The 13,154-nt window shown below is 65.7% G+C and carries 13 protein-coding genes; 10 read left to right on the top strand and 3 right to left on the bottom strand.

Annotated features, from left to right (window positions below; genetic code table 11):
- The first annotated feature begins 30 nt into the window (after window positions 1-30).
- Window positions 31-1,257, top strand: coding sequence for a glycosyltransferase family 87 protein (locus tag K6G35_RS03230; RefSeq protein ID WP_186426336.1), 1,227 nt, complete (start codon window positions 31-33; stop codon window positions 1,255-1,257).
- 24 nt (window positions 1,258-1,281) lie between these two features.
- On the opposite strand, the gene K6G35_RS03225 is transcribed toward K6G35_RS03230, so the two are convergent.
- From K6G35_RS03225 to K6G35_RS03215, 3 genes are read right to left on the bottom strand one after another with little or no spacing between them, the layout of a single operon-like run.
- Window positions 1,282-2,298 (bottom strand): glycosyltransferase family 2 protein, encoded by a 1,017-nt coding sequence (locus K6G35_RS03225; protein WP_024570737.1) that lies wholly within the window; start codon window positions 2,296-2,298, stop codon window positions 1,282-1,284.
- Between the two features lie 41 nt (window positions 2,299-2,339).
- On the bottom strand, window positions 2,340-3,578 hold the full coding sequence (locus tag K6G35_RS03220; RefSeq protein WP_035881468.1) for a glycosyltransferase family 87 protein: 1,239 nt from the start codon (window positions 3,576-3,578) through the stop codon (window positions 2,340-2,342).
- Window position 3,579: 1 nt separating this feature from the next.
- Window positions 3,580-4,836 carry a glycosyltransferase family 87 protein gene (locus K6G35_RS03215; protein ID WP_495676086.1) on the bottom strand — a complete coding sequence of 419 codons (1,257 nt, stop codon included), beginning with the start codon at window positions 4,834-4,836 and terminating at the stop codon, window positions 3,580-3,582.
- 1,093 nt (window positions 4,837-5,929) lie between these two features.
- Between K6G35_RS03215 and K6G35_RS03210 the strand changes: the two genes are divergently transcribed.
- From K6G35_RS03210 to K6G35_RS03170, 9 genes are all read left to right on the top strand, one after another.
- Window positions 5,930-6,103 carry a Flp family type IVb pilin gene (locus K6G35_RS03210; protein WP_008644847.1) on the top strand — a complete coding sequence of 58 codons (174 nt, stop codon included), beginning with the start codon at window positions 5,930-5,932 and terminating at the stop codon, window positions 6,101-6,103.
- Between the two features lie 91 nt (window positions 6,104-6,194).
- Window positions 6,195-6,368: a Flp family type IVb pilin gene (locus K6G35_RS03205; RefSeq protein ID WP_008644846.1), complete on the top strand. Its 174-nt coding sequence runs from the start codon at window positions 6,195-6,197 to the stop codon at window positions 6,366-6,368.
- Window positions 6,369-6,408: 40 nt separating this feature from the next.
- Window positions 6,409-6,582 (top strand): Flp family type IVb pilin, encoded by a 174-nt coding sequence (locus K6G35_RS03200; protein ID WP_017511530.1) that lies wholly within the window; start codon window positions 6,409-6,411, stop codon window positions 6,580-6,582.
- A 37-nt stretch (window positions 6,583-6,619) separates the two neighbouring features.
- Window positions 6,620-7,123, top strand: a complete 504-nt coding sequence (locus K6G35_RS03195) for an A24 family peptidase (RefSeq protein WP_186426335.1) — start codon at window positions 6,620-6,622, stop codon at window positions 7,121-7,123.
- Between the two features lie 43 nt (window positions 7,124-7,166).
- A complete protein-coding gene (locus tag K6G35_RS03190; RefSeq protein ID WP_495676085.1) occupies window positions 7,167-8,579 on the top strand; it encodes a DUF8689 domain-containing protein in 1,413 nt (470 codons plus the stop codon).
- Window positions 8,580-8,624: 45 nt separating this feature from the next.
- Window positions 8,625-9,470, top strand: coding sequence for a Flp pilus assembly protein CpaB (cpaB, locus tag K6G35_RS03185; protein WP_495676084.1), 846 nt, complete (start codon window positions 8,625-8,627; stop codon window positions 9,468-9,470).
- 87 nt (window positions 9,471-9,557) lie between these two features.
- A complete protein-coding gene (locus K6G35_RS03180; RefSeq protein ID WP_495676083.1) occupies window positions 9,558-11,423 on the top strand; it encodes a type II and III secretion system protein family protein in 1,866 nt (621 codons plus the stop codon).
- A 35-nt stretch (window positions 11,424-11,458) separates the two neighbouring features.
- Window positions 11,459-11,806, top strand: a complete 348-nt coding sequence (locus K6G35_RS03175; protein WP_008644454.1) for a hypothetical protein — start codon at window positions 11,459-11,461, stop codon at window positions 11,804-11,806.
- A gap of 46 nt (window positions 11,807-11,852) precedes the next feature.
- Window positions 11,853-13,133, top strand: coding sequence for a pilus assembly protein TadG-related protein (locus K6G35_RS03170; protein ID WP_008644460.1), 1,281 nt, complete (start codon window positions 11,853-11,855; stop codon window positions 13,131-13,133).
- Window positions 13,134-13,154: the final 21 nt, after the last annotated feature.

The following is a 13,154-nucleotide window of genomic DNA, read 5'->3' as shown; positions in this document are numbered from 1 at the left end:
CGGCCATCCGCATCACCTCGAGGAGCCCCCATGCCAGCCGCCACCGACACGCCCAAGACGGCTTCGCTCGACAGCGCCACCCCTGTCCGCTGGCTCACGCCGGGACGCATCTGCCTGTATGCCGCCACCTTGCTGGTGCTCGAATGCGTCGTGGTCACGGCGTGGTGGTACGGCCACTCGGTCATTGCCAATCCGACTGTGCCGCGTCTGGGTTGGGATTTCGTCGTCTACTGGTGCGCCTCGGGACTCGCGCAGATGCATGGCGCGGTCGCTGCCTACGATTGGGAACTGCTGCGCGTGGCGAAGACACCGCTACTGCCGAACACATTCGGTCCGTTCGCCTATCCCCCCACGTTCCTGCTGATGATCTACCCGCTTGCCGCGCTGCCTTTCAGCATGGCGCTTGTCCTGTTCGCGCTGACGGGCATCGCGCTGTATCTGGGCTATCTGCGCGCCGTGGTCGGCCATCTGCACCGTTACTGGTTCGTTCCCGCGCTCGCATTCCCAGGAGTCTGGACCACGCTGATTTCGGGTCAGAACTCGCTGTACACCCTGGCAGCCGCGGGTGGCGCGCTTTGGCTCATGCGTCGTCACCCGGTGGCTGCGGGGGCCTGCATTGCGCTGCTTTGCGTCAAGCCGCAGCTCGGCGTGCTGTTTCCCCTGATGCTCCTCTGCGAGCGGCGCTGGACCACAATGGCTGCGGCGGCGGGATGCTCTGCGTTGTTCGTCGGCCTGACTGTCATGGCCTTCGGCGTCGACATCTACCCGGCGTTCCTGCACAGCCTGGCGATGTTCCGGGAAACAGTGGCCGTGAACATCGACACGTTGCGCGGCGCGCCGACGGTCTTTGGTGTGCTGTACGTGGCCGGTGCCAGCATTCCGCTGGCTAACAGCGTGCATGCCGCCGTGGCGCTCTGCGCGATCGCGGCATGCGTGTGGGTATGGTGCACCAGGCCTCGGCTCGCGCTGAGCGCTTCCACGCTCGTGGTTGGTACCCTGCTCACGCAGCCCTATCTGATCTACTACGACCTTGCGTGGCTGGCCATTCCCGTGGCCCTGCTCTGCGTCGACATGATCCGCTTTGGCAGCCGTGGATGGGAGCGCCTGCTGCTGATCGTCACCTGGTTCGCGCCGATGCAGGGCCTCAGCCCCTTCTTCATCGACCACGTCCCGCAACTCACGCCCCTCGTGCTGGTGTGCCTCCTTGGCCTGATCGTCCTGCGTCATCAAGCCGCGAGAAGCACCGCCCAATCCTGAACGGAAGGGCAGCTTCAAAAGCTCTCAGTGCCGCTTGGCCGCCGCCGCGATCGGGATGACGCGGCCATTGCCCACAGCGCGGCCTTGCGGACGGCGCTCCTGGTAGCGGCGCTTGACCAGATAGATCGGGCGGCCCTTCGATTCGTCGTAGATGCGGCCGATATACTCGCCCAGCACGCCCAGCCCGATGAGCTGGATGCCACCGAAGAACAGCAGCAGCGACAGCACGGAGGCATAACCCGGCACGTCGACCCCCAGGATCAGCGTGCGCGCCACGATGAACGTGCCGTAGCAGAAGGCGATCATGGCGATGAACGACCCGACGTACGTCCAGCTTCGCAGCGGCAACGTGCTGAAGCTGGTGATGCCTTCGAGCGCCAGGTTCCAGAGCCGCCAGCCTGAGAACTTCGATTCCCCGGCGCAGCGCGGCGCGCGCTCGTACTGGACGACTACCGTATTGAAGCCAACCCAGGCGAACAGCCCTTTCATGAAACGGTGCCGCTCGGGCAACTGCTTCAGCGCGTTGACAACGGCGCGGTCCATCAGCCGGAAATCCCCGACGTTCTCCGGAATCTTCAGGTCCGACAGCCAGTTATGCACGCGATAGTAGGCCGTCGCGGTGACACGCTTCAGGAACGAATCGCTGGCGCGGCTGGCACGCTGCGCCAGCACCACTTCGGCGCCCTGCCGCCATTTCTCGACGAGGGTGGGAATCAGCTCCGGCGGGTCCTGCAAATCGGCGTCGATCGGGATTACCGCGTCACCGAATGCTTCGTCGATGCCCGCGGTCAATGCCGCCTCCTTGCCGAAGTTGCGCGTAAGGTCGATCACACGGATGCGGCCATCGCGCCGCGAGATGTCGACGAGCCGCGCGAGCGTGTCGTCGGCACTGCCATCATTGACGCAGACGATCTCGAAACGCGTCGCTGGCACCGACTCAAGGATCGGCACCACGCGGTCGAAGAACGTCTGCAGCGCAGTGCCCTCGTTGTAGAACGGCACCACCAGCGACAGGAGCTGGATGTTGTCATAGTCGGCCATGATCTCTTTCCTCCCGGCACGCGTTGCCGCGCGCTCCGTCATCAGGCATTGAACGATGCCTTGTCCATCCTTTCCAGCCGGATTCGCCAGACGCCCAGCGCCAACGCGAGCATAAGCCCGAGCGGCAACGGCTGGAATCCGATCTCCGGACCTGTCACACGGCTCCACAGCGGCATCAGCCACAGCAGCACCAGCAACTCCCGCTCGCCCCGCAACCAGCCGGCGCGATGGCCGTGCGCGCCGAGCCAGGCAATTGCCAGCCCGAGGAACACGAGGTCGTAGTCATACAGGTAGGCCGGCACCAGCAACCCGGCCACCACAAGCACGGCGGCACGCAGCGCGAAGCTGCAGGGCCGGGACCACGCATACACCACCGACGCCAGCGCAGCCGCTGCCACCAGACCGTGTATCGCGTAAGGCAACAGCAAGCCGCCACTGATCAGCTTCATTGAGGCAAACACCGTTGGCATCCGCGCCATCAGTGCGGAGCCCTGCTCCACCGACTCGCGCGCCATGGCGGCGTTGCGCAGGAATGCGGCGAAGGGCTCCGAGCCGAACACCAGCAGCGACGCCACCGTCAGCACCAGCGTCGTGCAAGCCATGGCGCCCAGCGCACGCCAAGCGCGCGCGCAAAGCAGCGCCACCGGGACCATCAGCGCGAGCTGTGGCTTCATCGCCACCACGCCCAGCAGCACCCCCGCAAGCAACGGACGCGAGCGCAGGCACGTCAGTGCCAGGCCGGCGCAGCCCGCAAGCCACAGCGAGTTCTGTCCGGTGGCCAGCACCACCACGATGCCGGGAAACGCAACCGCCGCCAGCCGGGCATCGCGCCATGGCAACGTGCGACATAGCGCCCACGCAAACCAGGCAACGCCACCCACCAGAAACACGAACGTGGCCAGTCCATAGGGCACCAGCCCGAACGGCAGTACGAACCACAACGACATGGGCGGATACAGCCAGGGCAGCACACCATCGCCGATGGCAAGCCCGGGCACCGCGGAGAGTTCCACATGCCGCAGCGCGCCCAGATCGTAGGGCGCGGCCGCCCCACTGGATAGCGCCAGCTTCGCCGTGCTCCAGAACACGACGAAATCGCCACCCGGTGCGAATACGCCCGGTACCTTCAGCACGCAGGCGCGGAACAGCCAGATCCCGAAGTACAGCGCGTAACAAGCAATCGCCACGCACGAATAGAGCCGCAACCGGCTGGCATCGAGCCAATGCGAGCGTGACGCATCGTCCCGTGCCCGGCGCGCGGCAGCCTGCAGCGTGGCCATGTCAGGTTCCCACCGGCGCCGGCACCGACGCGGACGCAGTGCGGGCCATGGTCCGACGAACGGCCACGATCACAAGCAATGCCGAGATAACGGGGCCGATCTGCGGCATTCCGAGCTTGGGGTTCATCTGTTCGAAGATCGGCAACCACCACGCCACCAGGAACAAGAGGCGCTCGCGGTTGGACAGGCCATGACGAATGCCATCGCCGACGAGACCCGCGACCGCGATCCCCAGCCACGTCAGTTCGTAGTGACGGACATACGGCGTGGCCAGCAACGCGGCGGCGGCGAGCACGGCGGCGCACAGTGGCGCCTCGCGCGTGCGGGACCATACATAGACGACGGCGGCCGCGGCGGCGAGCGCTGCCAGCCCTTGCACGGCGTAGGCCGAAGCGCGGTTCAACCCTGACAGTTGCGCGGCGGCCAGCACCGATGGCATGCCGTACCACCCTTCCGGCGTGCCTTCCACAAGATTTGCGCGGGCCCACGCGACACTGTTCAGGAATGCCGGAATCGTCTCCCAGCCGCAGATCACGACGCTGACCGCCGCGAAGATCGCCGCCGTGGCGGCGGCGCTCGCCAAAGTACGAAAATGGCGACCCGCGATCAGCGCCACCGGAATCAGCAATGCCAGCTGCGGCTTGATGGCCAGCAGCCCGATCAGGACGCCGGCCAGAACCGGCCGCTTGCCCAGCAGGCAGATCGCCCCACCGACCAGCGACGCCGTCAGCAGCGAGTTCTGCCCGAGGATGACCGAGACCAGGACGGCCGGCGACGCCAGCACCGGCAGCCACAAGCCGCGCCGCAGCATGGAGCCGGCTCCGACCAGCCCGCCAATCGCGCACAGGTAGGCATAGGCGCTTGCGGTGATGAACAGCACGTAACTGAACGCGAACGGCAATGTGGCCAGCGGCAGGACCACCAGCAGGAACGTTGGCGGATACAGCCACGGCAGGACGGCAGTGTTGCCGATGTCGAGCGGCCCGTAGGTCGCCATCACCTCCAGGTGCCTGGCCACGTCGTAGGCCCGCACTGCCCCCTCGCTCAGCGCCAGATACGATGCGCTCCAGAACACGGCGAAATCTGTACCCGGACGACTGACGTGGCTATCGGTGAAGCCCTCGGTGTACCAGGCCCACGTCACCATCAACACCATGAACAGGAACAGCACGGCCGCGCTGTAGACGCGGGCGCGATCCAGATCCAGCCACGCCCCGCCTTGCCTCCCCGTGTCCGCCCGCACTGCTTCCTGACTCATGACTCACCCCGTTCCCTTATGTTCTTGCCTTATGTTCTTGCAGGTGCCATGCCGCGGTCTTGTCCGAACGTCGGCAACGCCTGGTGTTGCCTAAGTCTTGTCACGCGAGCGCGTTAGCGCAAGGCGCCCCAAGGGGTCGAGAACGAGCCGGCGCCCCGGAAAACGCGATCCGTGCGCGCGATGTTTCCTTCCTGAATCACGCGCGGATTGGAGGTGGAGAATGGCGTCGCACAAGCGATTGCGGGCGGCGCGCGATGCCAGCGCACGTGCCGCCCCGCAACGCAGGCAACCACGCGCGTTTCCATTCGGAAACGTTGCCCTCCGCAGGGTCCGCTTCATCCATCAGTCGGGCCGGCGCAGGCATCGCGCAGTCATGCATCCACGGTTGTCATCCTCCAGGGCGAACGGTCTGCGTAATGCGCCGCACCTGACTACTTCTTTTGGATGAGCGACACATCCGCCCGACCTAGTGATGTCGGCGATCCATTCATACTGGGGCTGACCCGCCGGTGGGCTCATCCAAAATAAATCAGGGCCCAGCGTTTCCGGCTGGCAACGACGCGGGCCCGAAACGCGGCATTCCGCCCGCATCGCCGCAGCCCCCACCAGGCGGGCCTCCCCGCAAAGCCTTGTGGCACAACGAATTCATCAGGGCTGGCCCACGGATTGCCTATGTCAGCCTGCAGCACCGTCACTCACGGTAAGCCGCAACTGCCAGCGAGCTGTTCGCCGCCGGCAGGAAAACAAAGATTCGGGGAGCAACACCATGCCAGCTATCGGTCAGCTCGTGAGAATGCATCGGACCATGGGTCGCATCGCCGCCGCTCGCAGCGGCGGCAGCGTGCCCTACCGTTGCATGGTTCGCGCAAGCCACGCCCAACACGCGGCACGGTGCATCCACGCCTCCGCCGAGCGACGGCTGCAGGCGCGTTGCCCTCACGGCGCAAGCGTCGGCGCTGGCCGTTGGCCATTTCATTGCTGCGCGATCTGCGCGCCACCGTCCTGCCGCTTCCTCCCGCTCTGAAATCACAGATGTCTGTTCGAAGTTTCTGTCCGTAGTCGCAAGCGTGCTTTTCAACCCAAGGAGTCCACCATGCAACGTCTGACCCAAAACCTGAAGCGTTTCGTCCGTGACGAAGACGGCGTTACCGCCATCGAATATGGCCTGATCGCCGCACTGATCGCCGTAGTGATCATCGCCTCGGTGCAACTCGTCGGCACGAACCTGAGCAAGGTCTTCAGCCTCATCGGCGCCGAACTGGCCTGACGGCTCGACGGTTCGCGGCGTGGCCGGTTCATGTGCCACGCCGCGAACCGTTGATACCGGCCATCACGGATCACCTCCCAAGGAGAGCCACATGTCCAACCACTTCGTCAGCTTGAAGGCGTTCCTCCGCGACGACGACGGCGTCACCGCCATCGAGTACGGCCTGATCGCCGCCTTGATCGCGGTCGTGATCATCGCCTCGGTGCAGCTCGTCGGTACGAACCTGAGCAGCATCTTCAGCACGATCGCCTCGGAACTGTCCTGAGCCTAGTCACCCGACACGACACGCCATCGAGGAGACCACCATGTCCAGTCTCAAGACCATGTGCGACACCTTCCGACGTGACGCGCGCGGCGTGACGTCCATCGAGTACGCGTTGCTGGGGGCGCTGATTGCCATGGTCATCATCGGCGCGGTGAGTCTCCTCGGCACCAATCTCAAGGCGCTCTACGACATGGTCGCCGCGGAGGTGCCCTGAAACGGGCCGCACCCAACCAGAACGAGCCGAGCACGCCATGACCACCATCCCGACGCTCTCACCCTATATCGGCCCCATCGTTATCGCGGTGGTGCTGACCGCCGCCGCCACGGATCTGCAGCGGCGCCGCATTCCGAACTGGCTGACGTTTGGCGCGTGGCTGGTGGCGTTGCCCATCCAGATGACGATCCACGGCCTGGCCGCCGGCGCGTCCGCCTGGGCGCTGGGCTGGCTGACGGGCCTTGGCATCTTCCTGCCCATTTACCTGCTGCGCGGCATGGCCGCCGGCGACGTCAAGTTGATGGCCGCCGTGGGTGCGTGGCTCGGCGCAAGCCTTGCCGCATCGATCGCGCTGGCGTCGTTCGTCATTGGGGGCGTGTGGGCCCTGACCCTTGTGCTGGCATCCGGCAAGGGCCGCCAGGTCGTGCGCAACCTCGGCGGGATCGCACTCACTGGACAAGGTGGCGCATCCGTCGGCTCCCTGCCCTATGGGGTGGCGATCGCGGCCGGCACGCTGACCATGCTGTTCGCCAGCACGTGATGGACCAACCGGACCACAAGGGACAAACACAAGGGGAACGGCAATGTTAGAGCACCATGAAGCAGGCCAGGCAACAAGACTCCCCGAGGCAGTCGCCTCGATGGTGCGGCATGCCCAGGCTGATCACGACGCGCTGCCGGCCTGGCACGTTCCGCCGCGATCCATCGCGGATACCGGTCTGGAGATCTCGCTGCTGCTTGGGCTGTTGCTGAAGGCCGCCTACCTGCACCGCAGCGTCTCCCTGACGATCCTGACGGACACGCTCAAGCTGCCTGCCTCTGTGGTGAACGAGATCGCGGCGGTCGCCGTTCGCGAGCGGCTGCTGGAAGTGGCCCATCGCGGCGCCAGCGACATCGACGTGCGATTTCGCCTGACCGACGCCGGCTACGCCCGCGCCGCGGAGACCTCGGCCCGCTGCAGCTACGCCGGTGCCGCGCCGGTCACGCTTCAGGCTTACCTCGATGCGATCCAGCATCACTCGATCCATCACACATCGGTCACGAAGGCGGATGTCACCGCGGCATTCCACAACCTGGTGGCGCCGGTCCATCTGCTCGACAGCATCGGCATGGCGCTGAACACCGCCCGCGCACTGATGATCTACGGCCCGCCGGGCAGCGGCAAGACCTACCTGGCGCAGCGACTTGGCGCGCTCTTGCCCGGTGCGGTGCCCGTGCCCCATGCGATCACCGTGGCGGGCGAGATCATCCAGATCATGGACCCGCTCGTGCACACGCCGATCGACGACAGCGAGGCTTCGTCCGCCCGCCGGTCAATGGACCGCCGCTGGGTCGTCTGCCATCGTCCCGTGGTGCTGACCGGCGGCGAACTGACGCTGTCGATGCTCGACCTGCGCTACGACAGCAACTCGGGCTTCTATCAGGCGCCACCGCACATGAAGGCCAACAACGGCATCTACATCGTGGATGACCTTGGCCGGCAGATGGTCGGCGTCGACCAGTTACTGAATCGCTGGATCGTGCCGCTGGACCGCGGCATCGACATGTTCACGCTTCATAGCGGCGTGCGGTTCTCGGTGCCCTTCGACGTATGGCCTGTGTTCTCGACCAACCTTTCGCCCACGGACCTCAGCGACGATGCCTTCCTGCGCCGGCTTGGCAGCAAGCTCTACGTCGGCCCGCTGTCGATCGACGACTACCGCGAAGTCTGCCTGCGCACCGCCACCGAACTCGGTCTGACGTGGCCGGAGCCCGCCTTCGATTTCCTGCTGGAGAGCCTGCATTTCTCCAGCGACACACCCCTGCTCGCGTGCATCCCGCGCGACCTGTTGCGGCTTGTGGCATCGCACGTGCGCTACCACGGCCACGCACCGCAAGTCACGGAAGAAAGCCTGTGCCGCGCCTGGCAGAGCTACTACGGATTGCAGGGCAAACCGGAAGCACCACCGCCGGACAACGAACACCGCTGGCCCGCCGGCCATCGTGCAGCGGGCTGAGTCAGCCCAACCAGGAAGCAAGTACATACGTAGGGGAGAGTCATCATGAAGAACACGCGAGCAATCCTGATGCTGCTGATTGCGCTGGTGGCCGGCGCGGCGGCGGTGGTTTCCGCATCCCGCTGGCTGCTGCAGCAGTCGTCCAGCTCGGTCAAGCAGGTGGTAGTAGCCGCGAACGATCTCGATCTCGGCCAGCCGCTCAACGGCAGCCAGCTCAAGCTCGTCAGCTGGCCCGCCGGCAGTGTGCCGCCCGGTGCATTCGAAGACCCCAAGACACTGGACGGGCGCGTGGTCCGCACCAGCCTGCAACGCGGCGAGCCCATTATCGACGCGAAGCTGGCGCCGGTGGGTACCAAGGGCGGCCTCTCCGCCGTCATCAACGACGGCAAGCGCGCTATCACGGTTCGCGTCAACGACGTGGTGGGCGTGGCTGGCTTCGCGCTGCCAGGCAACTACGTCGATGTGATCGTCAACACCAACGAGGACTCCAAGAGCGCGCAGAACGGCAGCATCTCGAAAATCGTGCTCGAGAAGATTCTGGTGCTGGCCGTGGCGCAACAGGTCAGCCGCGATGACACGCAGCCGAAGGTGGTCAACGCCGTGACGCTGGAAGTCTCGCCGGATCAGGCCGAGAAGCTCGACGTGGCGCGCAGCGTGGGAACGCTGTCGCTGGTGCTGCGCAATCAGATGGACGTGGCCGACATCAACACTGGCGGCGCCACCAAGCACACGCTGCTCGGCAAGGCCGAACTGCCCCCGCCGGCTCCGCTCGCTGCGCCGGCTCCCGTTACGCGCACGGTGGTCAAGACCCGTACGGTCGCCGCCGCACCGCGCGCTGGCAACTGTGTCGGCGTGCTCGCAGGCATCCAGGGCAGCCTGGAGTGCTTCTGACCGCAATGGATGAAACAGCCGAAGCACCGAGACACCCAGACGCTTAGCGCATCCAGATCCGCTTCACTCTCCGGGGGGAGATCAAAAATGAACCAGAAGACAACTGAAGCAGCACGCGGCACACGCCACTTCGTCCTGGCCGCCATCCTCTGCACACCACTCGCCGCCGCAGCACAGGTCGCGGTAGAAGCCGGCAACGTTGCCAGGTCGACCACGCCGGCGGCCTCGCCAGCGGTCAAGGTCCCGGGAGGGCCGGTGCAGATGACCATCAGCATGGCGCCCGTGCCCGCCGCCCCCTCGATTGCCGCTGACGCCCGTGGCCCGAACTGCTCCGGCGCGATCCGCAACGAATCGAGCGTGATCGTGCCGATCGGCAAGTCGCAGCTGATTCCGCTGCCTGAGCCAGTGCGCAACCGTACCCTGGGCAACCCGAACGTCGTGCAGGCCACGATGGTGTCGCCGCAGACGCTCTATGTCCTCGGGCGCACCGTGGGCACCACCAACATGATCGTGCAGGGCCGCAGTGGCGGTTGCAGCATCATCAACGTGGTGGTCAACGCGGACGCTAACGGATTGCAGACCTCGCTGGCCCAGTTGCTGCCGGGTGAATCGGGCATCCGCGTGATGACCGCCGCGGACAATCTGGTGCTGACCGGCAGCGTCTCCAGCTCACAGGCGGCGCTGCAGGCCATGGATATCGCCCAGGCGTACGCCAACGCGGCACAGGGCGACGGCGCCAACGGCAAGAAGGGCGGCGTGCTCAACATGATGTCCGTCGACACCCCGCAGCAGGTGATGCTGGAGGTGAAGGTTGCCGAAGTCTCCAAGACGCTGCTCAACCAGCTCGGTTCGGCAGTCAATATCCAGGGCGGCTTCGGATCGTGGACCGGTGGCGTGATCTCGAACTTGCTCACGGGCGCGGCGGCCGGCATCTTCGGTAGCAAGGCCAATAACAAGCCGTTCAATCTCGCGATCGACGCGCAGAAGAACGACAGCCTGGTAAAGGTCCTGGCCGAACCGAATCTCGTCACCATCAGTGGTCAGGAAGCCAGCTTCCTCGCTGGCGGCAAGATCTACATCCCGGTCGCGCAGAGCAACGCGCTCGGTGGCGCCTCCACCATCACGCTGCAGGAAGAAGAGTTCGGCGTGGGGCTGAAGTTCACCCCGACCGTGCTGGCCAACGGACGGATCCACCTGAAGGTGTCGCCGGAAGTCTCGGAACTGTCGCCCACTGGCGCAACAGTCAGCGGCAGCACGCTGACCGGACAGACGATCCTGCCGCTCATCACGACACGCCGCGCCTCCACCACCGTGCAGATGCGCGATGGCGAGAGCTTCGCGATCGGTGGCCTGCTGCAGGACAGCGCACGTGGCTCGCTGAAGGCACTGCCTGGTGCCGGCGAGGTTCCGGTGCTTGGCACGCTGTTCCGCAGCACGCAGTTCCAGCAAGACCTGACCGAGCTGGTGTTCATCATCACACCGCACCTGGTCAAGCCGATGCAGACGCAGAACTACCCGCTGCCGACCGACGGCTTCACCACGCCTGACCCGCTGTCGCTCTACTTCATGGGCAACATGGAAGGCAAGGGCAGGCCTGCTCCGCAGCCGGCACCGGCGCCTTCGCAACCCGCCGCGCCCGCCACGGCACCTGCTCCCGTGCCTTCGACCCCGCGCAGCGAAACCGGCCCGACCACGTCGGTTCCCACCAGCCCCACTCCGATCGGCAAGCTCCTGGACGAGCCGGCGCCGTCGGCCCACGCGGCTTCGCCAGCGCCAGTGGCAACCGTGGGGCCACGGCCGCCCCAGGGGCCCGCGCGTGACCTCGTAGCCGCCACCCCTCCCGAGGACAACAGTGCGCGTGTCGCGCGCATCGAGGCCACCGCGCTCCGCCTGGCCCAGGCAAGGGCCGGGGCCGGGGCCGCGACCACCACCGGCACCACGGGCAGCAACTGATCCGCCGCGCGCAAGGGAAACCAAGGAGAACGATCATGAACAAGACACTCAAGCTTTCGCGTGGCGCCACAGTGCTGGCGATTGGCACCCTGGCCTGCATCGGACTGTCCGGCTGCATGACCTCGACGCCGTCGTGGGACCAGCATCGCGGCGAGGCCCTCGCCGCGGTCAAGCAGCAGCAGATCATCAACCCGGATGCGCCGGCCGGATTGCCGACCATGGACGGCACCGACGGCAAGACCGCCGTAGCCGCCATGCGTAACTTCGACCGCTCGCTGATCCGCTTCCAGACCGGAACGGGCAGCCCCGTCGGTGGTTTCGGCATCGACTTCGGCGCGGGCGGATATGGCGGCGTGGGTATGGGCGGCGGCAGCCAACGCTAAGCAAACCGCGGGGAGCACCATCATGTCCACAACCAGGTCTCGCGGCATGTCACTGCCTCGCATTCACGAGAGGCAGCGCGGCGCCGTTGCCATCATCGTCGGCCTCATGATCGTGGTGCTGGTCGGCTTCATCGGCCTGGCACTCGATCTCGGCAAACTGTATGTGAGCAAGAGCGAGTTGCAGAACCGCGCGGATTCGTGCGCGCTGGCCGCAGCGCGCGACCTGACCGGTGCTACCCCGCTAACGGTTTCCGAAGCCGCCGGCCTGACCGCGGCGGCCCGCAATCTGGTGCTGTTCCAGGGCAACCTGGAACAGCAGCCGAACATCACATCGGCCGAATCCGTGACCTACAGCGATTCGCTGGCGGATCCCTTTCTGGACAAGAACTCTGTCACCTATGCGCTGAACACGATCAAGTACGTCAAATGCGACGTCTCGCGCGGCAACATCGCGAACTGGTTCGCGCAGGTACTGAATGCAATTCCCGGCATCCACATCGGAGCGAATACTGTTGGGGCCTTCGCTGTCGCAACGACGACTTCGGCGCAGACCACCTGCGCGATTCCTGTGTACATCTGCAGACCCGACACCGCTACGCCGGCGGTGCCCGGCGGATACACGATCGGTCAATGGCTGACAGCCAAGATAGGGACCTCGGGCGGGGGCGTCTACGGAGGCGGGAATTTCGGCTGGGCCGACCTGAGCGGTGGCAAGGGCAACACACCTGCTCTGGACACCCAGCTTCAGGGAGCGGGGCAATGCAATCTGCCCGCCTTGAACACCCAGATCGGTACGACCGGCAACAAGGCCTCGCTCTCGGACGCGTGGAACAGCCGCTTCGGCATCGCCACGAACAAGACCACCGGCGTGACCGACTTTACGGGTTTCGCCTACACGAGCACAACGTGGACGGCGCAGAGCAACGCTTACAACGGCACATCGACCGACAGCAAGGGTACCTCCCAGCCGAACTTCCTGGCTGCCCGCAAGGCTTATCAGCCCTATCAGGGGGACTCCGTTACCGGCCTGAGCACGAAAGGCACAGCCGCGTCGCAGGCCACCTATCAGGCTGGCGCTGACCGGCGCCTGGTGCTGGCGCCGATCGTTGACTGCTCGACGTTCAGCACGCCGGGCACCCATCAGGCCAACGTCACGGGCTGGGCCTGCGTGTTGATGGTCGACCCCATGCAGCAGGGCGGCAACATCGACACGGTACATCTCGAGTATCGCGGCGACTCGAGCCTGCCAGGCAGCCCCTGCGCCACGCAGGGCATGCCGGGTGCGAGTACCGGCGTCGGCCCGCTCGTCCCAGTGCTGGTGCAATAGGCGTCAAAACGGGAGTCGATC

The sequence above is a fragment of the Cupriavidus sp. HY129 genome (genome assembly GCF_059492215.1).
The sequence above is the reverse complement of the archived record's forward strand: the minus strand, read 5'-3'. Positions and strand labels throughout refer to the sequence as shown.